Below are 24,170 nucleotides of genomic sequence, written 5' to 3'. Positions count from 1 at the left end.
ATTCTTTAAAGGATTAAGATGCATTCTCTTTACCCTGCCATTAAACCGTATAAACAACATGAGTTGAAAGTCAGCGATTTACATACACTGTATGTTGAAGAAACAGGAAATCCCGAAGGAATCCCAGTTATTGTTTTGCATCAAGGACCAGGGGGCTGTTCCGCTGAAGGGTATCTGCGTCGTTTTTTTGATCCACAACACTTCCGCATTATTTTATTTGATCAACGCGGTTGTGGTCGTTCTACTCCCCATTTAGAAATCAGAGACAATACGACTCCTTTTTTATTAGACGATATCGATGCCATTAGAGATTTTTTAGGCTTATCCGAATTTGTGTTATCTGGTGGCGGCTGGGGCTCTCTGCTTGCTCTACTTTATGCACAGAAATTTCCTCAACAAGTTAAAGCATTGTTGTTACACCAAATCTTTTTAGGTCGTCGACAAGATGATAACTGGTTCTACCGAGAAGGGGCCAGTCTGGTTTATCCTGATTATTGGCAAGAATTCATTAGTTGTATTCCACAGCACATGCGCGATGCAATTCCGCAATATTATGCTCAATGCTTGCAAGGTACTAATGATTTAATCCGCATGAGTGCTGCAAAAAACTGGGCACTTTGGGAAGCGCGTTGCAGTAGCTTACAACCTCATTTGTATGTCATTGATCAATACAGCGACCCGCACTTTGCTTTGGCCCTGGCAACACTTGAAACGCATTACATTACGAATAACTACTTTATTGAAGAAAACCAGGTGCTCGAGAATGTCCATAAGATAAGACATATTCCAACCTACATCGTGCATGGTCGATTTGACCTCGTATCACCACTTGCAGCCGCTTATGAATTACATCAGGCGATCCCTGCCTCTAATTTGAGAGTTGTACGTGATGCAGGCCATTCGGATCGAGAATCAGGAATTATTGATGCCCTCATTTATGCCAGTAAAGAAATTTCTAAACAAGAGCCTGATGCATGCTAATTGTAATTCAACGAGTCAGTGAAGCTCGTGTTGATATTGATAATGAAACCGCGGGGAAAATAAATCAGGGACTGATGGTTCTCTGTGGTTTTGAACCTAACGATAACGAGCAAACCATCGAAAAAATGCTGCAAAAATGCATTAGCTATCGCATATTTAATGATGCACAGGGCAAAATGAATTTAAGCTTGAAAGAGGTTAATGGCAGTTTATTATTAGTACCTCAATTCACCTTAATGGCAGATACTCAAAAAGGTTTACGTCCAAGCTTTTCATCCGCTGCTCCACCCGAGCTTGGCCGCCAATTATTTGATCATTTATTGACTCGTGCGACACAGCTCCATCCAGGAACTCAAAGTGGTTGTTTTGGTGCCGACATGCAAGTTCATTTGTGCAATGATGGCCCGGTTACCTTTTTAATGCAATTTTAAATCTACTCGTTTGCAAGAACGATAAACTCGTGTAACATCATTCCTAGGTTGGTTTAATAAGTTATAAAAATCATGCGATTAAAATTAATAAGTATCAGTTTGGCAGGAAGCCTTGCATTAGCGGGCTGTGTAAGTAAAGGAACAAACCCCGCGGATCCTTATGAACCATTTAACCGCAAAGTTTATAAGTTCAATTCGGCGCTTGATAAAGTGGTTTTAAAGCCATCAGCAAAAGTATATCGAGCGGTCCTTCCTGCCTTTGTTCGCAAAGGTGTAAATAATTTTTACAGTAACTTGGATCTAATTCCTACTGTAGGTAACGACCTGTTACAAGCCGAAGGCAAATGGGCTATTAGAGATACCTGGCGTTTCCTCATTAACTCAACCCTAGGGGTGGGTGGTATTTTAGATGTAGCTAAAGAATTTAGTCTACAGCCACACTCTAATGATTTAGGCCTTACCTTGGCGAAATGGGGCGATAAAAACTCACCTTATCTGGTTCTCCCCTTCTTAGGCCCAAGTACCATTCGTGATGGTGCAGGATGGCTATTCCAATTTGCTCTGTACAGCCCATATGTTTACATTAATGAGGATGCTGTAGTTTACAGCTTACTGGCACTACGTTACGTTGATTTACGTTCTCAGTTGCTGGCGACCGATCGCATTATGGATGAAGCTTTGGATAAATATGCATTCATGCGTGATGCTTATCTGCAACACCGTAACTACCTCATTTCGGGTGCTAAGCAGGATAATGGCGAACTTTATGTTGATGATGTCGAAGCTGATAAAACTGCTCTGGCAGCTACAGCAAATGCGGGTAATGATTACGTAGATGAATAAGTAGGCATAGTCTGGGCGGTTAAGCCCAGCATTTGGACGCTTGTTTGCTGGGCTTAACAGCCCAGACTACTCTAACCTAAACAAATACTTTTAAGACCTTGCAAGAAATCACCAGCAATATCCAATCCTGTTTCCGCAGTAATTTCCCTTAAGCATGTAGGGCTAGTTACGTTAATTTCAGTTAAATAATCACCAATCACATCGATACCAACAAAATACAAGCCTTTGGCTTTCAATGTAGGGCCAATTTGCTGACAAATCCAACGATCGCGCTCATTAATTGGAACTACTTCACCACGCGCACCAGCAGCTAAATTTCCACGTAATTCGCCTTGAGCAGGAATACGAGCTAAAGCATAGGGTACTGGTTCACCATTAATTACTAAAATACGCTTATCCCCTGCTGTCTTAATCTCCGGAATATAACGTTGCGCAATAATAGTTCGTGTTTGGTTCTCAGTAAGTACTTCTAAAATAACGGATAAATTACGTCCATGCTCATCCACATGAAAAACAGAACTCCCCCCCATTCCTTCCGCAGGTTTAAAAATAACTTGTTGGTGAGTTTCCCAAAAGGACCGTAGCTTTTTTATATCACGTGAAACCAAGGTTGTTGGGCAACATTGCGGAAAATTTAAGGTAAAGAATTTCTCATTAGCATCACGTAAACTTTGAGGTTTATTAGCGACCAAAACCCCTTCACGCTCAGCCAACTCTAGTAAGTAGGTTGTGTAAATATATTCCGTATTAAAAGGAGGATCCTTACGCATCAAAATAATATCAAAATCAGCTAAAGGTTTTTCACCTAAATCATTGGTTTGAGCCCAATCACGGCTATGCTCATCGCCAATAATGAGCTGATAAACATGAGCATAAGCACGTCCTTCACGGCAAAATAGATCCTGTTGGGTAAAATAAGCACATGACCAACCTAGCTCCTGTGCTCTTTTAATCATAGCAATAGTGGTATCTTTGTACGGTTTTAAATACTCTAAGGGATCTATCAATATGGCTAATCTCATTTATTATCCCCCAATTGCATCAATTTCTCGTGCCGCTGCAAGAGCAGCTAAGCGAGCAATCACGCCGTAAACATAAAAGCGATTAGGACAATCAACTACTTCTAATTCATCCGAAGGTATGTTGCAGGCTTGTGCAAATGCTAATGGTTCAAAATGCATTCCTGGAGCATTCAGATTTTCATCAATACCTCGTTCCTGATGCACTCGATAAAAACCACCAACGACAAATTGTCCGATCATATACACAACAGGTTCAGCAACAGCACCATTAGGCATGGTTTCAAAGGTGTAGACCCCTTCTTGGATGATCACACGCTCTACTTTTTGGCTGCCTTTACTGGCTGACATTTTGGTACGTTGCTTTCTATTTAACTGACGCACTTGGTCGGCATTATGCACCATCATCACGCTCATGCCATAAGTACCATTATCCGCTTTAATCACTACGAATGGTTTTTCTTTGATTCCATAGGTAGCATATTTATCTTGTATTGATTTAAGAAGCTTATCCACTTCTGTAGCAAGCTGCTCAATACCTTCCTGAGCCATAAAATCAACCCCATCAATCGCACTGAAGTAAGGATTAATAAGCCATGAATCCATACCCACTAACTCAGAAAACTCAGCCGCTACTTCATCAAAAAAACTAAAATGACTGGACTTTAATCGTGAGGACCATCCTAATTTTTCTGTTGGTCTGATTTTTTGCTGCAAGCCTTGTAAAATTTCAGGAATTCCTTGGGATAAATCATTATTCAACATGATAAAGCAAGGATTGAAATCAGATAAGCCAATGCGATCGCCCTGTCGTTGTATTGGTTCAATTAATAACGTGTCACCACTTTCAAGAGTAATTTCTGTTGGTTCTTTAAGCTCTGGATCTAAACTGCCAATACGTACAACAAAACCTGCTTTACTAAAAATCGTGCGCAATACATGTAAGCTTTGCATGTAAAATTTATTTCTTGTATGGCTTTCTGGAAGCAATAAAATCCGAGTGCAATAAGGTACGTAATCGGCTAAAACAGACTGAGCCGCCTGAATGCATAAAGGAAGAAATTCGGGATTTAAATTATTAAAACCGGCCGGAAATAAGTTCGTATCCACGGGCGCTAACTTGAAACCTGCTTGACGTAAATCAACTGATGAAGTTAAGGATGGAGGCGTTTGTTTCCATTGTTTTCTAAACCAGGACTCGATTGCAGCGACTTGATTTAAAACAACTTTTTCAACGTGATACAAAGGACCAGGATTGGCTGTGGTTAAATGAGGAACAGGGACTTCAGAAGCGTTCATGTTATCTCTCTTATTATTTTTATTCACCGCATGTTACCGAGGTTAGCAAAGAAATAAAAGATCTGTATCATTTTCTGTTATCATATTAGTACTTGATTTTCATAGAGAAGGAAGACAATAAGTGATCTCTGAACTGGCAAAACAGTTTACTAACCAAATTCAAACTTTTTTTTATCTGATCATGATAATCAATGGTATTTTGCATTTAGTTTTTTCGGGAGCTGTTGCTCGTGATGCAGGCGGCTTGAGTCGTCTAGGACAAAAAACAGTCCTTGTATCTGCATCAACCTGGGCATTTGCAACTTTAATTGGAGGTGTATTAACTGCGACCATTTACTGGTTATTACATCACTCAACACTAACAAGACCACAAATAAGAGAAGTACGTTATGACAAACCCCAATATTAAAACAATTGATGTGCATGAATTGAAAAACAAAATGGAACAGAATCCTCAATTATGCCTAATTGATGTTCGTGAGCAAGAGGAATGGCAATCAGTACGGATACCAAATGCTATTCATATCCCTAAAGACAGCATTGGCGCTAATATTGAAGCCCACATGGCGGATAAAAATAATCCTATTTATCTTCACTGCAAAGGCGGTGTGCGTTCTTTATATGCCGCTCAGTCTTTAATGGATTTAGGATATCAAGAAGTTTATTCCGTAGATGGCGGTATCATGGAATGGGCTATGTTTGGTTATCCTATCGAGCAATAATTCGTACATACGTCATCCCCAACACAGTAAAGGCTCAGGATGACGTAGTATCCCACCTACTGCATACAATAAATAAATAAGTTATGTGCTCTTTCAGGAGCATTGGGATCCACTTCATCAAGTGTATTCTGCCCATTTTCCTCAGTAGCCACTTCAGTACGAAACAGCCCTATTTTGCTTACCTCCACATTACTCTTGCATTCTTTCTTTACAGAATCCATGACTTTCTGTTCTAGTGTCGCAATACGAGCAATTAATTCGCCAATAAAATCTTCAACAATAAATCCTTCTATTCGTGCACTGGAAAATACTATAGAAGAGGTCGTTGTTTTCGAGACTTGTGGCGCTTGTTGGCTATCAACAACTAAATACCCTTGTTCGGGATTATGAGGATCGGCATAAGTCTGATACAGAATAAATTGTTTTAAACTAGAGTACATTGTTGATGCTTCATTATTCGTCGGCTGATTACCACGATTAAAAAGCAACGCCGAACCCAAAAGATTATAAAACTTACTGTTGTCGACTGATGTTATAAAGGATGCCCAATAATTATTCCAAGACGCTTTAGCATCATAAGACAGATTAATAATATCGCGGACGTAACATACTGCAGCATTAAGTAAATATTCACAATGATCTAAAGCTTCGGGTTTATCTGTAATCTGATCATCCAGGCAACGAATCATCGTTAATAAAAACGCCGATTGAGAACGTCTTATTTCGGAAATATGACTGTATTTATTTTTCCATATTGCGGGATCTACCGTTTGGTCCACCAAGTACGCATTAATGAGGTCTGTTATGTCAAAGTATTTGTAATGCTTTGCTAGGGACTTAATACTACTAATTATATTATTTCTAAGTAAATCATATTTAACTAATGTAAAAGCCATTTCATTCCTCCATAAACTTCTAAAGATAGCCACCTATAAAGCACTATTAGTATACACCGTAGAAAGCAAGCGTGTTCACTAAGACTTATACCTTAGAGGTATAGATAAAATTCCATTGTAAAGGAATTCTAAACTAATTAATGTGAGTCCGATATAAAAAATAATGTTATTTTTTATATCAAACCTAACCTATTTTGATCTCCTCTTATTCCTCTGATGGTTGCATTATCCTAGTACATTAAGTTAAGTTACGCATTCCCCCAATGGAGGTGTAGCCTTATGAAAAAATATATCTGCTCTGCTCTATTAACCTTGAGTTGCTTTAATACCCATGCTGAGACCAATCAGCCTAAATTAGTTGTACAAATAGTAGTTGATCAATTACGTGGCGACTTAATTCACAAGCATCAACAACAATTCGGTAGCTCAGGATTTACTTTCTTATTAAGCCATTCTATCAATTACAGTAATGCACATCATCCTCATGCGAATACCACTACTTGTGCAGGGCATGCCACTATTTCAACTGGTACTTACCCTGCCATGCATGGCATTATCAATAATGACTGGTACAACAGAAAATCCAAGCAAACAATCTATTGCATGGAAGATTTAAAAACACAAGTATTACCCACACAACATACTAAATCCAACATCCCCGGACGTTCACCAAGAAATTTATACGCCTCTACCTTAAGTGATGAAGTAATTTTAGCGAAAAAAGGACGGGCTTTTGGCGTTTCATTTAAAGATCGCTCGGCAATAACACTTGCCGGACATGCAGGTAAGGCTTTTTGGTTTGATACGACCAATGGAGGCTTTGTAACCAGTAACTATTATGCTAAGGAATACCCAATTTGGGTAAAAACTTGGAACCAGCATTACCATTCTCCCAATTTTGAGTGGAATTTAAGCAAATCAAAAACAGAGTATCAAAATGCAAACTCCCCTATCTTCCCACAAGCAGACCAGCCTTTTGGACAGAGTTTTCCGCATCATGTGCGGCATGAGGAAAATCAAGACTATTTCAAAGCCCTGTCTAAAACCCCAAGAGCGGATCAGCTGACAGCAAGTTTTGCAGAACAATTATTAACTGAAGAGAAACTAGGACTAAGTGCGAACCAAACCGATTATTTAGCCATTAGTTTTTCTGGAGTTGATGCGATTGGGCATCAGTTTGGCCCCAATAGCCTCGAGGCTGAAGATAATTTATTGGAATTAGATAAAACATTAGCGCATCTACTTGGAGTAATTGATAAGCAGGTTGGATTAAACAATACCTTAATTGTACTTACTGCGGATCATGGCGTTAATGATGGTCCGGCTTATCTTAAGGCACATAATATTATTGAAATTCAGCCTATCAAAATTATGGAGATGGAACAATTCATTCATAAGACTTTAAAAAAACACTACAAGCTTCCTAGAAAAGCCCTCATGTCAGTAATGCCACCTTATATTTATCTGAACCATCACGTAATAAAAAAACATCACTTAAGTCCTCGTAAAGTAAGTAATTACCTTGCCCAACAATTAACATTGAAACCCAGGATATTTAAAGCTTATTCCCTTCCCGTTACCCAAATTGAAAAAGATTGGCTAAGCGCAAAAGTGAATAAAATGTATTTTCCTGATCGATCCGGTGATGTGTACATTGTGCAGCCTCCAAACCAATCGAATGGAGCCAAAGGCATTTATCGTGTCTCCCATGGTAGCCCATGGAATTATGACAGTTATGTTCCGTTATTATTTGTGCACCCAAGTTTCAAAGCACAACGTATTTTCCGTAAAGTTTATACAACGGACATCGCAACGACCTTATCTTCTTTGCTGATGATCAAAGCCCCTTCAGCGGCAGTTGGACAACCTTTAGAAGAGGTATTGGGAGCATTTAATAGTGACGTCCAAACCATGTAGCCCGCCTTAGGCTCAAGCATAATACGGGGAAAAATGGGCAAAAATCCCCGTATTACGCTACGCTAATACAAGCTACGTTGCCCAGTTCCACAATTAAAGATTGAATTTGATACAAAAAACTATTACCATTTGCACCAAAATTTGAGCGAAATCATCATGAACAAAGAAGTCATTATTATTGGGATTTCAGGCCCTTCCGCGTCTGGTAAAAGTCTTTTTGCAAATACTATTGTTAACGAGCTAGGCTCCGATCATGTAGTAGTTATCTCTGAAGATGCGTACTACAAAGATAATGGGCATTTGCCTTTCGCTGATCGAGAAAAAATAAATTATGATCATCCAGATTCGTTTGATCATGCACTATTATGTGAGCATTTACGTCAACTCCGAGAAGGCAAGCCTGTTGAGATTCCCATTTACTCTCATTCAAAACACCTTCGATTGCCAGAAACCAGAACTATCGGCAAACATGCTATTATTATACTGGAAGGTATTTTGCTCTTTAGTGATAAAGAATTACGTGACATTATGGACATTCGAATTTTTATGTCTACTCCTCTTGATGTCTGCCTGACACGACGTTTAAAGAGAGATGTTGTAGAACGCCATAGAACATTTGAGTCCGTAGTTCACCAATATGAAACAACCGTACGTCCTATGTATTTGCAGTTTATTGAACCATCAAGCCGTTATGCTGACATTATTGTGCCTCGTGGCGGAGAAAATAGAATTGCTATCGAAATGATTCAAGCTAAAATGCGTGAATTATTAGCTTCACATACTAATACCAAATAGTAATAGGAGAATAACTGTGGGTTTTTTAGCTGGTAAAAAGGCACTGATCATTGGTCTAGCGAGCAACCGATCTATTGCTTATGGAATTGCCAAAGCCTTTCATGAGCAAGGCGCTGAATTAGCATTCACCTACCAAAACGACCGCTTAAAAGAGCGTGTTGAGTCAATGGCCGCTGAGTTTAATTCAAAGCTTGTATTCCCCTGTGATGTTGCTCATGATGAAGAAATTAAAACTCTGTTTGCTAACTTAGGACAGCATTGGGATAAATTAGATAGCATGGTTCATTCTGTTGCTTATGCACCGGCAGACCAAATAAGTGGCGACTTTGTGACTTCTTGTACTCGTGAGGGTTTTAAAATTGCTCATGATATCAGCGCATATAGCTTAGTTGGTTTAGCGCAAGCAGCGCTACCGATGATGGAAGGAACTGAAGGTTCTATCATTACTCTTAGCTATTATGGTGCTGAGAAAGCCGTACCTAATTACAATGTAATGGGGATTGCTAAAGCGAGCTTAGAGGCTTCTGTACGTTATTTAGCAGCAAGTTTGGGTCAACGCGGTTTACGTGTTAATGCCATCTCTGCAGGACCAATCAAAACTTTAGCGGCAGCGGGAATTAAAGATTTTCGTAAGATTCAAACTGCTTATGCAAATATCACTCCACTGCATAGAAACGTGACTATTGAAGAAGTAGGTAATACTGCTGCATTTTTATGTTCCAGCTTGGCTTCAGGTATTACTGGTGAGATAGTACATGTTGATGCAGGTTATCATGCGGTTTCTACAATGAGTGATTTAGCTTAAATATATTATGCTCTTGGGTTAAAGCTTAACTTTAGCCCATACTTCAAACCTGATTTAGGCTACGCGCGCCTCCTCAAACCTATTGATTTTAAATTTAATTTCCCCTGTGGATAGCTCAGTAATTTGTGGGTTTCATTTGGTGAATTTACTCTTTAGCTTCTATTATTATGCAATTCAATCTGATTACGTTGAACTTGGTTCCAAGAAACCAAGAACCGATTGGAGTATTTCATTTGTGGTGAGTAATTAAACTACGATATTCCCTGAGAGTTTACTGCAAGCCTAGACTCCTCTGCCGAAGAAGATACGCTATATTTTTGATAGCCTTGAGCAATAATTGGCATAGATTTAACTGATTCCGCAGATTGCAGTTGTTGACAATGATACAAGGCCACAAAGCTATTCTCATCAACAGACACTTTTACCCTAAGCCAATGTTTTACCTTGACTGCATTAGGTGTATTGATCTTTGCAGCCTCTTCAGTCAGGTATAGTGTTCTCTCAGGAAATACAGCACGAGGGAAAAATAGAGGGATCGCCCTTTCATAGAAAGGAGCATAGAGTGAAAACTCCCTAACCGGCTGTTTGGAAAATAGTAAGTCCTTTATTTGGCCTATATTTCCTTCTTGGATACTTGTATATAAAGATTTTGCGTCAAGTTCTCTATTTAACAGTTCCTCTTCAAGCATGGCCGCACGCAGTAGAGGTTGACATAGAGGTTTGGTAAAACACAGTTTAAGCCACTGCAATTGCTCTTCAGCAACCTTTTTAAAAAAATGAGAGAGATAGTTCACTGTAGATAAGGATTTTGCATCTAAAAACTGAAATACATGCTCTATCATTTCGACAGGTAAGTCATCCATATTTTGATCGTATTTTTAAGAAGTGAATCACTTATTGTACATTGAAAGTTCTTTATCGTTCAATATTTTTGATTCAGGATTTAATAATACAGAATTATAACTTTGAACATTTAATGCAGTAATTGACGGGGTAACTACACCCTCACTGATATTTAATTCAATTTTACTTTTAACTCTCATTAACGGAGGAACCGAATAATTGCCTGATTTATCTTTGATGTTTTCGAGGTTTTCTTCGATTACCAATCGGCCTTTACCATTACTCACCCTTACGTCACCATCCATATTCATCGAATAAATAACAGACTCATAGGAAAACACAATCTTACCATTTTCAATACTCCATCCCTGCTCTATAGTTTCTACATTTACCAAGGAAGAAGGATTGGGAGTAAACTCGCCCCCCATCAATAATAAATCCAAAAAGCGGTTCATGTCCTGCCCGCCATTAGATTGCAACCATTGTTTTATAACTTTTTGCTGTTCTAATGAATAAGAGCTTCCTTGAACTAAATATTCTAATAGGTCATCTGCTTCTTTATCTGTTGTAGCAGTAATCCCACGAACATATATATTTCGTTTGAAATCGCTATAAGCGTTGGTAGGGTCAGATTTCATTAGCGTTTGACGTGCCTGCCATTCCCCAATGCTTTGATTCATCACTTCACCCAACTCCTCATCAAGTGGATAATTATAATTCCAACTCAAAGGAGCCTTTTTAACCTTTACATTTTTCTCTTCATTCTTTAAAAACTGATAACGAGAAGAAACCAATTCAACCAAGGCATGATGTACTGCACCAAAATGCTTTTCAGCCTTAACAGGAACAGAGCCGACCGAAGTGGTTACGCTAATCGCTTTTTGCGATCGCTCATGAACTGGAAGAATACACTCCCCCTTCTGGACCATCTTATCAGCCATAGTCGTGGCTTTTGCTTTTTGTTGAAAAAAGAAAGAGGGTTTAGTTCGGATTTCTATAGTTTCAATGTAATGAATCGCTTCATAAAGCTTAGCAATGTTAATTTCATCGCTATTGATTCCAGCTGAGCTTTGTTTTAATAAAGATTTAATATAGATAAAATGTGTATTAACCGCCTCATCTGGACTTGGAAAATTCCTTTCAATATACCCAATAATTGCATTTACTCGGTTATGAACCCCATCAACCTTCTCTTTCATAATGATTACCATTTAGTAACGCTATATGCATTAGCTTAGCTCACCAAATATTAACCAAATATTAAATAAAATAGGTCAAGCCCCTAATTTACACTATTTTTTCAATCTACATTAAATTGACAAACATTGTTAAAAATATTTACCATTCACTAAGAGCTAAATGGATCAAAAAGAAAATAAAAAGTTCATTGCATAATATTTCCTTAAGCTCCATTTGTTATTATTACTAACTATTTTGCCTTTAGAAAAATACATAAAAATGACTGATAAAAAAATAGACATCGTAGCATCCACTATTGAACAAGACCAACAAACTGTAGCTAGTCAATGGGCAAATACTTTTTTACACAATAATCCCAATGATCTGGGCACGCAAATCATGCAATTATTAAGTGCCTGTGTCGCTGCTGGCAATTTTAAAACCCGCCCAGCCTTTTCTTCATCTAAAGAATTACAAGCCCCGAATGATCAATTAACAATCGCTGATTATTTATCGCATGCCAGCCGTATTATTATCGATTATCAAGGGCTTTCTGAGACTCATAGAACAGAGTTACTAAGCTATTTTCCAGCGCCTGACTCAATAAATTCAGTATTTTCTCGCTCAGCGACTCATAATGTATTCCGCAAGGGTGAAACGATTACTGAAGGTAAAGGAATAATAATAGGCTTGCTCGGACAATTACCTCAGCTATTAAATACGCCTCGCGATTTTGGGGTTAATATCGCTATGGGTGGTGAAGGCAAACAGAATTTCTATGATAAAACAATTTCTACCAATGGATTTAGTGGTCATGTTTATTTTCACAAAAATGACTATGATAATTTGCTAATGGTTGGACTGGAACAAAGTGCACCATCTGCGTCTATTTGGGAATTATTCACCGGACATCAGACATCCAGTGAAGAGGAACAACAGCATAATGACCAATTTGGTCAAGGGCACTCGTTAACGGGAGCCTCTGACGTATATACCGCGGCTGCGTCCTTATATTTTAGTGACCCGGTATATCAAGCTAAACTCGTATTGGAAAAAGGTTGTTTCCCACCGGAAAAATATGGTGCGATGCAAGTGACCTTGACTGATGATAATTGGCCAGCTATTAAAAGCTTCTTAGATGGACTCAAGCAAGCAGCAGCCAAAAAATCAGAAAATGAACTCGTACAACATCTTTTGCAAAAACCAACAACTGCTAGTCCCCAAAAACAAGAATACGTAAGTTATATCGCCCTTGATTTTAAAGCTTATTTAAAACGTGTTTATACTGCGTTCATTAAAAACAGCAGTTTAGATCAAAATGAGCAACTGAAATTACAAACCTTACAAAATGAGTTATTAGAGCTGATTAAAAAACTCCAGGAAGGTGAAATTGAGTCTTATAAAGAGCTTATTAAGCGAGTCGATAAAATCACAACCACAGAAGCAATACCTACCCAATATAAAGAGGCTATTGCGCGTATTAAGGAACTGTTTATCTTACAAAATAATCTTGATACTGAGCTTAAGGATACGCATCGAGAATTAATGTTAAAAGCACGGTATGAGGCGTTTCAGGAAGAACGAAATGAGCTTGTGCAAAAAATAGTTGCAATCAAGCAGTATTTTGAATCGGAGCATATTAATAACGATTCGGGGATTTCCAATTTCCTTTTAGATTTACAACGGCAATTAGATTTATTTCTCCAGCCCCAGGACGACTCATTGTCCGTAACTCAAACTGATTTAGCGCTGAGCGTAATTGTAATTAATCCGGTATCAGGGATTAGTGAAGAAAAGGTTAGAGAATTAGAGCAGCAAATTCAACAATGTCGTACCCTTTTAGGCCAAACACCTAAATTGCATTCACAAGCTGCAATGGATGAGCAACAAAATTTATTGGCACAAGAAAAAGAAAAAAGAAAGCAACTTGAACAAGAGTTTGCAAACTATAAATCACTTACAGATACAGCCCTAACACATCAAAAACAAGCGTATTTAGTGGAGCAACAAAAACTAGCAGACGAAAATTTAAAGGCACAACAAGAACTGCGGGCTGAACTATACGAAGCGAAACAACAATATGAGCAGCTACTAAAACAAGGAATGATAGCCCAGGCACGTATGACAAGAATTACTCCGATTCTAAACGATATTAATAATCTGGTTGAGCTAAATAAAAGCTTACCGAAAAATGCAGCAGTTGAAGCTGAACAGTTAATTTTAGCCCTTCAGAATATTATTACCCAATATTGTAATAATCCCACTGTGAATGAAGAAAAAGCGCTTGTTGATTTTAAAAATACGTGTATCAATGAGTTATTAAAGCCTAGAGCGGAATTAGAAAAACATGAAAGTTCCAGATTTATCATTTCAAATATATTGTTGGCTCTTTCTTTATTAATTGTTGGTTATATCGTGGCTGCTGGTGTGAACCGTGTAGCAACTGGCCACTATACTTTTTTTAATGGTTCAGCATCAACATTGAAAGAGAAGGTTGCTGGTTTAGCTATAAAATCCGCACAAGATGAAGATACTGGAAAAGAGCACGATAAAGAAGCAGGAAATGCTCCTGCCATGAACCAATAACATTGGTGTAACCTGGTTGCCAGCAACCAGGTTACACTATAAAGCTCGCATAGCTATTAGCATAGCATCAATCAAGCTCCGACCCCGTATTACGACTTGGTCTAATACGGGCTAGGTTTTTCCACTACAGAGTAATTTCACCAGTCTTTTTAAAGACAGCATCAATAGCCATTAACGACTCTAACAATGGTTTCATCTTCTCTAAAGGCCAGCTATTAGGACCATCACTTAAAGCCTGATCAGGATTAGGATGAGTTTCCATAAAAATACCCGAAATACCTGCCGCTACCGCAGCACGGGCAAGAACAGGAACAAACTCTCGTTGCCCACCTGAAACCCCATTATTTCCACCTGGAAGCTGAACTGAATGAGTCGCGTCATAAACTACTGGGCAGCCCGTTTCACGCATAATTGCTAAAGAGCGCATATCGGAAACTAAATTGTTATAACCGAAACTCACACCTCGCTCACAAGCCATAATTTGCTCATTACCCCCAGCCTTAGCTTTAGTAATGACATGTTGCATTTCCCAAGGAGCTAAAAACTGCCCTTTTTTGATGTTTACAGGCTTATTCATTGCCGCTACTTTTTGAATAAAATTCGTTTGTCGGCATAAAAATGCTGGGGTCTGCAACACATCAACGACACTAGATACCTCCACTAAAGGCGTATCTTCATGGACATCTGTTAATACTGGCACCCCAATTTGTGCCTTCACTTTCTCCAAAATCGCCAAGCCCTTTTCAAAACCAGGGCCACGATAGCTGGATAAAGACGAACGATTTGCTTTATCAAAAGATGATTTGTAAATAAAAGGAATATTAAGCTCGCTACATAACTCTTTTAAATAGCCCGCTGTTTCCAAGGCTAAACCTTCACTTTCAATAACACAGGGGCCTGCGATTAAGAATAAAGGTTTATCCAAGCCTACTTCAAATCCACATAATTTCATGCGTTATCCTTGTTTTGATGTTTAGTCCGCGCAGCAAGTACAAATTGTTTAAACAACGGATGACTGCCTCTTGGCGTTGACGTAAATTCTGGATGAAATTGGCAGGCTAAAAACCAAGGATGATCCGCTAACTCAACCATTTCCACCAAGGTGTTATCTGCTGACCGACCTGAAATAATCATGCCATGTTCAACTAAGCTTTCCACAAATTTATTATTCACCTCATATCGGTGACGATGACGCTCAATAATTTGTGGTTTTGCATAAACGTTGCGTGCTAAAGTGCCCTCTTCCAATTGGCATAACTGAGCGCCTAAACGCATGGTACCACCTAAATCGGTGTGCTCATCACGTAATTGCTTAGAACCATCAGCATCCATCCACTCATTGATCAACCCAAGCACAGGATATGGCGTGTTCTTATCGAATTCAGTAGAGTTTGCCCCAGTTAAACCGACAACATGACGCGCAAACTCAATTACCGCAGTTTGCATTCCCAAACAAATTCCTAAGAATGGTACTTTACGCTCACGAGCATATTGGATGGCTTTAATCTTACCCTCAACACCACGCTCACCAAAGCCACCAGGAACCAGAATCGCATCTACAGTATCCAGTAATTCAGTACCATGCTTTTCAATGAGTTCTGCATCAACATATACAATTTCTACTTTAGTTTGCGTATGAATTCCGGCATGCAATAAAGCTTCATTTATGGATTTGTAGGCATCGTTTAATTCAATATACTTACCAACCATGGCTACTTTTACCGTCATGGTTCGCGTCTTTTGCATGTCAACAACACGTTGCCATTCACTGAGATCTGCTGGTTTAGCATTCAAAGCCAGTTTTTTAACAACAATCTCATCCAAGCCTTGTTCATGTAAAATCATTGGAATTTGATAAATACTAGGCGCATCTTCTAATGGAATTACACCTTCTTTATCCACGTTCGTAAACAATGCAATTTTAGCGCGATCAGCCATTGATACGGCTTTTTCAGACCGGCAAATTAAAATATCTGGTTGAATACCAATAGAACGTAATTCTTTTACAGAATGCTGAGTCGGTTTGGTTTTGGTCTCACCTGAAGTAGCGATATAAGGAACCAAAGTTAAATGAATAAAAATTGCTCTTTGTGAACCCAATTCAATGCGTAGCTGACGAATTGCTTCTAGGAAAGGCAAGGATTCAATATCCCCTACAGTTCCACCGATTTCAACCATAGCCACATCAAAACCATCAGCACCTAATTTAATGCATCGTTTGATTTCATTAGTGATGTGAGGAATAACCTGAACCGTACCTCCTAAATAATCTCCGCGTCGTTCTTTTTTAATTACGTTTTCGTAAATTTTTCCCGAAGTGAAATTATTACGTTTTGTCATGATGGTATTGACAAAACGCTCATAGTGTCCTAAATCCAGATCAGTTTCAGCACCATCATTGGTTACGAAAACCTCTCCATGTTGAAAAGGACTCATGGTGCCAGGGTCGACGTTAATGTATGGATCAAGTTTGATTAATGTAACACTAAGACCGCGTGCCTCAAGAATGGCAGCTAAAGATGCAGCAGCGATACCCTTCCCTAAAGAAGAAACAACACCACCAGTAATAAAAATAAAGTTTGTCATATTGACCCCGTTCGAAATGCTTAATCCACTAGGGCCTGTGCCCCTAAATACATGAAAATTACATTCGCATGTAAACGGGATTTAATTCTATCAAAATGCAGATAAAAATGACACCAATTTCTTATTTATATAAAAGAAAAGAGTATCTTTAAATTTTTTGATGGGAAAATATCCGAAACATACGATTATTTATAGTTGTATGCTGGGCTTATCAGCGCAGCATACATTAAGCAGAGTAACCAAATGAGCAATCATTAGCGTAATGTCTTTAGTTATGTGCCATTATGCCAGAACTCAATCTCCATGAAGGGTTAGCTTCTGAATCAATACTAATTAATTTCCAAAAAATGACCCATTTTTTCCTTTTTAGTTTTTAAATACCCCTGACTCTCTATCGTGGGATCAACCTCTAAAGGAATACGTTGGGTTACCGTTACACCAAAATTCTCAATGGCAGAAATTTTAAGTGGGTTATTCGTTAGCAGCCTTATGTTATCAATTCCAAAATGCTTTAATATTTGATAAGCAATAGTGTAATCACGATTATCCACAGGCAGACCTAACTTGCAATTTGCATCCACCGTATCCAATCCTTGATCTTGCAACGCATAAGCCTTTAACTTATTAGCTAAGCCAATGCCTCGTCCTTCTTGGCGCAAATAAATTAATACGCCCCCTTCTTCAGCAATCTGTGCTAATGATTGGTCAAGTTGCTTGCCACAATCACACTTACATGAACCGAAAATATCACCCGTAATGCATTCAGAATGAATACGAACCAGAGGCACACGATTTGCATGTTGCGATGGCTTAACTAAAGCAAAATGCTCTTTTAAATCCAACTCATTAGTAAAGACAGTCATATTAAAATTCCCCTTATCCTGCAAGGGAATACGCGCGGATGCTGCCTCGCTGACTAAAACCTCATGTCGTACTCTGTAATCGATTAAGTCTTTAATCGTAACTAAAGGAATATTGTGCTCTTGTGAAAAACGAACTAAATCGTCAAAACGGCTCATGGTGCCATCTTCATTAATAATTTCACAAATCACAGCAGCAGGAGTTAAACCTGCAAGCTTTGCTAAATCAACACTGCCCTCAGTTTGACCTTGTCGTTCTAACACACCTTTTTTTCGAGCGCGTAGAGGAAAGACATGTCCAGGAGAAATAATATCTGCAGCGGTGCTTGCAGAATTAATGGCGACCTGAATTGTATGAGATCTATCTTTGGCTGAAATCCCAGTCGAAACACCTTCTGCTGCTTCAATAGAAACAGTAAACGCAGTACCGTAAGGCGATTTATTCTTTTGAGCCATCATGGGTAATTGTAATTTGTCCACGAGCTCTTCAGCCATCGACAAACAGATTAAGCCACAACCATAACGTGACATGAAGTTGATTGCTTCAGGGGTAGCATGCTCGGCGGCGATGATTAAATCCCCTTCATTTTCCCTATCCTCATCATCGATTAAGATGATCATGTTACCTGCTTTTAGTGTTTCCACTGCCTGTTCTATTGTTGCGAGTAAATGCTTCATAAACGCGACCTCATTTAATGCAGAGTAGATTGGTCTTCTTGCCAATCGATACATGCGATCATATTATCCCCCATAGCCTTCCATGAGACAGTATGTGGACGGTTAAATATCTCTTCTTGCTGGTATGCAGAAATTGCATTTGGCTCCAAACTGGTTGGAATGAGATACAAATAAGTTCGATGAACTAATCCCTCACGATGTAAGGCGCTAAAAATTGCACCACCGGCTTCGACCCAAACATCATGATACCCCAATTCACCTAAGTGCTGAATTACTGCAGCTAAATTCATCCTCCCATCCACCATAGGCATTAAATACAGACTACTGTTTGGATAAGTAACTTGCCTCTCATTACCATGATAAACATGACAATGAGAGGCAGTTGAAAAAATGGTTGCTTCTTTATTCAGTGTTAATTGCCTATCAATAATGGCTATAGGCTTTGCCCTTTCTTCATTCCCTAAGCGTACATTTAACTTAGGATTATCTAGATGAATTGTGCGCGCACTCGTCAGAATTACATCCGTTTCTGCGCGTCTTTGATGGGTAAACTCCCCACAAAGTGAATTCGATAACATAACCCGATCACCAACTGCTCGGCCAATTTTACCATTTAGGGTATGGGCCATCTTCACCGTCACTCGTGGCCTGCGGGTCAAAACCCAATGGGTATAACTTTTATAAAATTCAGTAATCTCTTCTACCGGATAATGAGTTACCTTAATTCCTTGAGCACGTAGCTTTTGAGACGAATTATTTTGAGCCACAATTGGATTGGGATCCGAATAAGCAAAAATCACATGTTCAACGCCACCGTGGTTGATAATTGCATCAACACAAGGAGGGGTTCGTCCCCAGTGATTACACGGCTCAAGAGAAATATAAAGACTAATTCCTGGCGTTTTAGGTGGGATCTGTGCTAACAATAATGGCTCAGCATGTGGAGTTCCTGCCCCACGATGACTTGCCTGTGCTATAATATTTCCATTTTGCACAGCTACAGCTCCAACACAGGGATTGGGAGCGCAAAAACCGAGCCCTAGTCGGGCTTGTTCGAGTGCTGCGAGCAAAAATTTTTTATGCATTGATGTATAGTACCTTTAAACGCTGTACGAATGATAACAAATTATTCAATTTTTGAGTAGCCTAATGATTAGATTGAAAATTAAAAACTATGTTTTTGGAATGCTTCTGGCAAGCACTTTAATTCAACCTGTCGTGGCTCAAGGGTTGTCTCCCTATTCTACAAGTGAGCTGGAACAATTAGAAAAAGAATTTGTTCAGCAGATTAATCAATCAGATAGCGTAGAGCGTAATCCTTTAGCCACTCAGTACGTGAATCAGATAGGAAAAAACCTGGCAACTCATGGACGCATCAAAACGCCTGATTTTTTTATTGTAAAATCTCATGAAATTAATGCCTTTGCCGGTCCCGGAGGACATATAGGAATTAATTCGCAGCTTATTCTAATCACCCATAACGAAAGTGAGCTAGCCGGAGTAATGGCTCACGAGATTGCGCACGTACGTTTACATCACCTGTACAGCGCCATCGAACATCAAAAGCAAATGCGTATCCCTATGCTTGCATCCTTACTTGCTTCTGCAGCTTTAGGTGTGATTAATCCTACCGTGGGCATGGGTGCGATGATGGGTTCCTTATCTGGTTTTAACCAGGAAAATATAAATTTTACACGCTCAAAAGAAAAAGAAGCAGACCGAATTGGTATCGATATGCTGATCAAAGCAGGTTATAACCCGCACAGCATGGCTGCCTTTTTTAAAAAAATGCAGGAAAACTCACGTTACTATTATACCGCCAATGTGCCGGCGATCCTGCGTACTCACCCTCTGGATTCAGACCGTATTGCCGAAGCAGAGAGCCGTACTACTCAATTTGCCCAAAAGAGCTATCCAAGCTCTACAGATTACTTCTTTGTTAAAGAAATCATTCGCAACGCAGTGGCCTCCGATCCTAAATTATTATTTGAATACTATACCCACCAATGCCCCAAAGTCAGTCCAATCGATGCTTGCCAATATGGGCAGGTGTTGGCGCTATTAAATATGAATAAATTTTCTCAAGCTCAAGCCTTGCTGAATCCCTTATTATCACAAAATAATAATCTCTATTTCCAAATAGCAATGAGCCAAGCGCAAACAGGACTATCTCTGCATCAAGCAGCGGTAACGCGCATGGCGGAAATGCAAAGTAATTATCCTAACAGCTATGCTGTACTTATGGCCCATGCCCAAGCCTTATTGGCCGCGGATCAGAATGCAAAAGCAACCAGCATATTGCTTAAAGGTAGTCGTCAGTACAAACACGACCTTCCACTTTGTCGAGAACTAGCGAGGGCTCAGGCCAAGTCAAACCAAAAAGGTTATGCTTATTTTACGCAGGCTCAGTGTTTATTACTTGAGGGACAAAAAAGAGCGGCAGTGGCACAATTGAAAGTTGCTCGTGGTCTTGCGAAAAATGATGAATACTTGCAAGCAAGAATTACGGCTAAGATTGATGAGATTGTTAATTAACCCGTAGCAACTGTCTTGAAATCAAATTCAAGACAGTTGCTACAAATAAGAGCCCTACTTAATCCCTAAAATTCTCATACTGCATAGGCAACTTAATATCAGACTTCTTCAGCATAGCAATCGCTTCTTGAAGATCATCACGTTTCTTACCAGTCACACGCACCTTATCACCTTGAATAGAACTTTGTACTTTTAACTTGGCGTCTTTCAAATACTTCACAATTTCTTTTGCAGTAGGTTGATCAATCCCCTGCTTAAAAGTCATGTTCAACGAATAAAATTTGCCAGTATGTACCGGCTTGTCTTCCATATCGACACCGGATGCATCCAGGTTACGTTTGCTGCAATGATTGCGGAACAAATCTTCCAATTGACGGACTTGGAAGTCCGATTCAGCACGTAACGTGACAGTAAGCTCTTTCAGCTCAATGCTTGATTCAACCCCACGAAAATCAAAACGGGTTCCCATTTCACGTACTGCGTTATCTACCGCATTGCGCAGCTCTACCTCATTCGTTTCTGAAACAATATCAAAAGATGGCATAAGATTCTCATTCGAATTAAAAAAGGTAATTTAACAAAAAATGCCTCTGTTCAACAACATTTTATTTATTGTTCAAATTATTGACAATTTGACGTAAGTGAATCTAAACTTAGAATAGAGAGTAGCCTTCCCAAAAGGTCCCCAAATGAATGAGCAATACACCGCGTCTGTATACTGTGGAGAAGAACAGATTGCTAACCAGGCTGGGAATGACATTGATGTGCTCTATACTTGGATGCTAACCCAAGCAAGTACGCATATGGGAAACATTCATGGAGAAATAATCGATAATCAAACCCAAAAAGTCCTCCGCACCTTTCGTAAATCAGCTATAGAATAATGTCTCTGGTTATTGTCTTAGTGCTCTTCGAAAAACAAAGTGTCAAAGTAGAACATTCTATCGGCCAGGAATCCTAAATTATAGCTAGATTTGATTTATAAATCGACAATAATTATATTATAAGGAGGCAACCCAGAGGTTCGCAGTACAGAACCTGGGTTGCTCCTTCGTTCGCAACGAAGGGGGTAACTAAAGCAAGAAGCAATAGAGCCTTAGGGAGTGTTCCGTATGTCTTCCTGGATTTCCTCGGTCTGCGCATCCTTCCTTATTACCTCCATATGCTCTTTAAATTTATTCGTTACACTTTGCTCTTCAACTGGCTTATCTTCTGGTATTTCTCGAACTTCCTCAGACCACGTCTCTTCTTTTTCCGGTTCACTTTCTTCGAACAACCCAGAAATATCCTCTAGACCATATTCCTCATCGTCATCAATCATCAAATCGTCTAAATTAAAAGAAGAGATAGGAACTAGTTCATCCAACCCGTTTAGCAAGTTATTCAAGTAACTATTAATTAGCGCAATATTGGAGAAATTCAGCTCACCTTCAAGTTTTTCCTTTACTAGCTCGATTTTTTGAGCGTATTCTAGATATGCTGCTTCATCTGTTTCTTTTAATTCAGATAAGTGTTGCTCTATTTCTTGAATCGTCTTCTTACAATCATCCTTTTTCATCGTCAACAACTGCTTTTCATCGTATTTTACTTGCTTCTTGCCAAAAAAATCCTGGATAAAATTAATGAGTAGATTTATTGTTGTAAAGAATGAACTATATTGATTTTTCTCTTTACTCTGAATAATGTTTTCTGCTTTAGCAGAGAAAGTCACGCCATTATTTCGTAATAGCCTTAATACCTCTAACTCTGTTCGTTGAACAGACAAAGGAGACATAGACACTAGTTCTAACACGTTCTTAGACATTTGAGGATTTACAGCAATTAATTTCTCTAATGCATAATTTTGATTATGTTCTATTGCCTTCAGGCAATAATCCAGAAGTTGTTTTTCATCAAGCGGTTTTTTGTAATCAACCAATTTATTTAACAAGACTTGAATACATTCTGTATGGCCTTTCTCTATAGCATGACCCATCGCAGCATGGATATAAATGTTCAAATAATACTCTTTTGCGTCCTCCTTACTCATTTTTTTCAGACCTAATAGTCTATTATCCATATTTTGGGTTACAAATTTATCAACATATGCCCCTAAGGAAGGCTGTATGGCATCTAAAACTCGCCCCAATATTTTCTCATTTCCACCCTTTGCGGCCAGGATTAAAAGGTAACTAGAATTTTCGTTAATAAAACATTCAGGAAAATATTGTTCGATTTGCTCATAAGTCTCTAAACGACCGCTCACAATTGCAATTTCAATTAATGATTTTAATTTTTGAGTTCGCGCAGAATCTCCATTTATCTTACTTAATAAAGCCCCTACTGCAACAACATTATTATTTGCAACCGCACGTTTTGCAGCCGTAAAAATTGCTTCAGAATTCGCTTCGCTTTTAATGATTAAATACTCTATTACTTGTGGATCTGTAACAACAGCAGCAGCAACTACTAGTGTATCAAATGTTTTAGAGTCCAACTTTGCAGTTGCCTTTTTACGAGGCCAATTTTCATTATAAAGCTCTTGAACACCAGGAAAAGGAACTTGTCTAGGAACTGCATCAGGATTTCGAACCACGTGCACCTCCATACCTAAATTCCCTCGCCCATAACCAAATACCTCTTTATGTAATTCCTTGACTAAAGCAGCCTCTGATGCAAATTCTTTAAATCCTGAAGCATAATTTGGGTCGTATACGCGGTATTTATCGTTGACTTTACGAACTGAAATAGCATGATTGATACTTTGTATTACCATCACCTCATCATTTTGGAGTCCTATTTTGGCAATAACGTTGCTCCATTCCTTATCCCCTGCTGCCAGAGCAAAATCAAATGAGGATTTCATTGGCTTGCCATTAATTTTTAGCATTTCCATACCAGTGGACTGAGTTTGGCTTAGATTGTACCTACCTGGTTGAAAGGCCAGTAATACTTGGCTTGCAAACAATAAAATGGCTCCTTGTTCCAATCCATGTATTTCTTCTTCGTTCAGTTTTCCATCAGCAATTATCTTTAGCACTTTAAAAAATTCGTCTTCTTTTTTAGGCCCTTGCAATGCATATTGAGCATAAACCATAGCTAAGCCGTTACATACTCCTCCCTCGTTAAAACGAAATTGAGCAGGAAGGCGTAATTTTTTAAACTCTTGATTTAAGTTTTCTATTAATAAATCCTGACCTAAATAACCCATGATGT

General features: G+C 38.9%; 22 protein-coding genes. 11 read left to right on the top strand and 11 right to left on the bottom strand.

Going from position 1 to position 24,170, the window contains the following annotated elements:
* Positions 1-18: 18 nt before the first annotated feature.
* The 3 genes from pip (at position 19) to ACQY7T_RS04535 (ending at position 2,255) form a co-directional block, all read left to right on the top strand.
* The gene (pip, locus tag ACQY7T_RS04545) at positions 19-981 is read left to right on the top strand and encodes a prolyl aminopeptidase (RefSeq protein WP_428411521.1); all 963 of its coding nucleotides are present in this window, start codon (positions 19-21) and stop codon (positions 979-981) included.
* Positions 975-1,412 carry a D-aminoacyl-tRNA deacylase gene (gene dtd / locus ACQY7T_RS04540; protein WP_428411520.1) on the top strand — a complete coding sequence of 146 codons (438 nt, stop codon included), beginning with the start codon at positions 975-977 and terminating at the stop codon, positions 1,410-1,412. Before pip ends, dtd begins: the two co-directional genes overlap by 7 nt.
* Before the next feature lie 72 nt (positions 1,413-1,484).
* Positions 1,485-2,255 (top strand): MlaA family lipoprotein, encoded by a 771-nt coding sequence (locus tag ACQY7T_RS04535; protein WP_428411519.1) that lies wholly within the window; start codon positions 1,485-1,487, stop codon positions 2,253-2,255.
* Between the two features lie 71 nt (positions 2,256-2,326).
* On the opposite strand, the gene gshB is transcribed toward ACQY7T_RS04535, so the two are convergent.
* Positions 2,327-3,277, bottom strand: a complete 951-nt coding sequence (gshB, locus tag ACQY7T_RS04530) for a glutathione synthase (protein WP_428411518.1) — start codon at positions 3,275-3,277, stop codon at positions 2,327-2,329.
* A gap of 3 nt (positions 3,278-3,280) precedes the next feature.
* The gene (gene gshA / locus ACQY7T_RS04525) at positions 3,281-4,573 is read right to left on the bottom strand and encodes a glutamate--cysteine ligase (protein ID WP_428411517.1); all 1,293 of its coding nucleotides are present in this window, start codon (positions 4,571-4,573) and stop codon (positions 3,281-3,283) included.
* Between the two features lie 121 nt (positions 4,574-4,694).
* Here gshA and ACQY7T_RS04520 point away from each other — a divergent pair, with 121 nt between their 5' ends.
* Entirely contained in the window at positions 4,695-4,982 is a 288-nt protein-coding gene (locus tag ACQY7T_RS04520) for a hypothetical protein (RefSeq protein WP_428411516.1), read from the top strand.
* Complete coding sequence (locus ACQY7T_RS04515; protein WP_428411515.1) at positions 4,963-5,295, top strand: rhodanese-like domain-containing protein; 333 nt, start codon at positions 4,963-4,965, stop codon at positions 5,293-5,295. The genes ACQY7T_RS04520 and ACQY7T_RS04515 overlap by 20 nt, the downstream gene beginning before the upstream one ends.
* A gap of 56 nt (positions 5,296-5,351) precedes the next feature.
* Here ACQY7T_RS04515 and ACQY7T_RS04510 read toward each other — a convergent pair whose 3' ends face one another.
* The gene (locus tag ACQY7T_RS04510) at positions 5,352-6,191 is read right to left on the bottom strand and encodes a hypothetical protein (protein WP_428411514.1); all 840 of its coding nucleotides are present in this window, start codon (positions 6,189-6,191) and stop codon (positions 5,352-5,354) included.
* A 279-nt stretch (positions 6,192-6,470) separates the two neighbouring features.
* Here ACQY7T_RS04510 and ACQY7T_RS04505 point away from each other — a divergent pair, with 279 nt between their 5' ends.
* From ACQY7T_RS04505 to ACQY7T_RS04495, 3 genes are all read left to right on the top strand, one after another.
* Positions 6,471-8,108: an alkaline phosphatase family protein gene (locus tag ACQY7T_RS04505; protein WP_428411513.1), complete on the top strand. Its 1,638-nt coding sequence runs from the start codon at positions 6,471-6,473 to the stop codon at positions 8,106-8,108.
* 156 nt (positions 8,109-8,264) lie between these two features.
* Complete coding sequence (gene udk, locus ACQY7T_RS04500) at positions 8,265-8,903, top strand: uridine kinase (RefSeq protein WP_058534773.1); 639 nt, start codon at positions 8,265-8,267, stop codon at positions 8,901-8,903.
* 16 nt (positions 8,904-8,919) lie between these two features.
* Positions 8,920-9,708, top strand: coding sequence for an enoyl-ACP reductase FabI (locus ACQY7T_RS04495; RefSeq protein ID WP_428411512.1), 789 nt, complete (start codon positions 8,920-8,922; stop codon positions 9,706-9,708).
* A gap of 251 nt (positions 9,709-9,959) precedes the next feature.
* Here ACQY7T_RS04495 and ACQY7T_RS04490 read toward each other — a convergent pair whose 3' ends face one another.
* Entirely contained in the window at positions 9,960-10,571 is a 612-nt protein-coding gene (locus tag ACQY7T_RS04490) for an F-box-like domain-containing protein (protein WP_428411511.1), read from the bottom strand.
* A 27-nt stretch (positions 10,572-10,598) separates the two neighbouring features.
* On the bottom strand, positions 10,599-11,750 hold the full coding sequence (locus tag ACQY7T_RS04485) for a hypothetical protein (RefSeq protein ID WP_428411510.1): 1,152 nt from the start codon (positions 11,748-11,750) through the stop codon (positions 10,599-10,601).
* Between the two features lie 259 nt (positions 11,751-12,009).
* On the opposite strand from ACQY7T_RS04485, the gene ACQY7T_RS04480 reads away from it, so the two are divergent.
* Positions 12,010-14,316, top strand: a complete 2,307-nt coding sequence (locus ACQY7T_RS04480; protein WP_428411509.1) for a hypothetical protein — start codon at positions 12,010-12,012, stop codon at positions 14,314-14,316.
* A 124-nt stretch (positions 14,317-14,440) separates the two neighbouring features.
* Here the strand turns inward: ACQY7T_RS04480 and kdsA are convergent, their stop codons facing one another.
* The 4 genes from kdsA to ribD form a co-directional block, all read right to left on the bottom strand.
* On the bottom strand, positions 14,441-15,268 hold the full coding sequence (kdsA, locus tag ACQY7T_RS04475) for a 3-deoxy-8-phosphooctulonate synthase (RefSeq protein ID WP_428411508.1): 828 nt from the start codon (positions 15,266-15,268) through the stop codon (positions 14,441-14,443).
* On the bottom strand, positions 15,265-16,902 hold the full coding sequence (locus tag ACQY7T_RS04470) for a CTP synthase (protein ID WP_428411507.1): 1,638 nt from the start codon (positions 16,900-16,902) through the stop codon (positions 15,265-15,267). The genes kdsA and ACQY7T_RS04470 overlap by 4 nt, the downstream gene beginning before the upstream one ends.
* Positions 16,903-17,231: 329 nt before the next feature.
* Entirely contained in the window at positions 17,232-18,440 is a 1,209-nt protein-coding gene (gene ribB / locus ACQY7T_RS04465) for a 3,4-dihydroxy-2-butanone-4-phosphate synthase (RefSeq protein ID WP_428411715.1), read from the bottom strand.
* A gap of 14 nt (positions 18,441-18,454) precedes the next feature.
* The gene (gene ribD, locus ACQY7T_RS04460; protein WP_428411506.1) at positions 18,455-19,525 is read right to left on the bottom strand and encodes a bifunctional diaminohydroxyphosphoribosylaminopyrimidine deaminase/5-amino-6-(5-phosphoribosylamino)uracil reductase RibD; all 1,071 of its coding nucleotides are present in this window, start codon (positions 19,523-19,525) and stop codon (positions 18,455-18,457) included.
* A gap of 100 nt (positions 19,526-19,625) precedes the next feature.
* Between ribD and ACQY7T_RS04455 the strand changes: the two genes are divergently transcribed.
* Positions 19,626-20,975 carry a M48 family metalloprotease gene (locus ACQY7T_RS04455; RefSeq protein ID WP_428411713.1) on the top strand — a complete coding sequence of 450 codons (1,350 nt, stop codon included), beginning with the start codon at positions 19,626-19,628 and terminating at the stop codon, positions 20,973-20,975.
* Between the two features lie 58 nt (positions 20,976-21,033).
* On the opposite strand, the gene ACQY7T_RS04450 is transcribed toward ACQY7T_RS04455, so the two are convergent.
* A complete protein-coding gene (locus ACQY7T_RS04450; RefSeq protein ID WP_428411505.1) occupies positions 21,034-21,519 on the bottom strand; it encodes a YajQ family cyclic di-GMP-binding protein in 486 nt (161 codons plus the stop codon).
* A gap of 145 nt (positions 21,520-21,664) precedes the next feature.
* Between ACQY7T_RS04450 and ACQY7T_RS04445 the strand changes: the two genes are divergently transcribed.
* On the top strand, positions 21,665-21,859 hold the full coding sequence (locus ACQY7T_RS04445; RefSeq protein WP_428411504.1) for a hypothetical protein: 195 nt from the start codon (positions 21,665-21,667) through the stop codon (positions 21,857-21,859).
* A 212-nt stretch (positions 21,860-22,071) separates the two neighbouring features.
* Here the strand turns inward: ACQY7T_RS04445 and ACQY7T_RS04440 are convergent, their stop codons facing one another.
* Positions 22,072-24,165 (bottom strand): hypothetical protein, encoded by a 2,094-nt coding sequence (locus ACQY7T_RS04440; protein WP_428411503.1) that lies wholly within the window; start codon positions 24,163-24,165, stop codon positions 22,072-22,074.
* Between the last annotated feature and the right edge of the window lie 5 nt (positions 24,166-24,170).

It is taken from the genome of Legionella sp. (assembly GCF_965140895.1).
Classification (GTDB): Bacteria; Pseudomonadota; Gammaproteobacteria; order Legionellales; family Legionellaceae; genus Legionella.
This window is presented reverse-complemented; position numbering and strand designations above follow the sequence as displayed.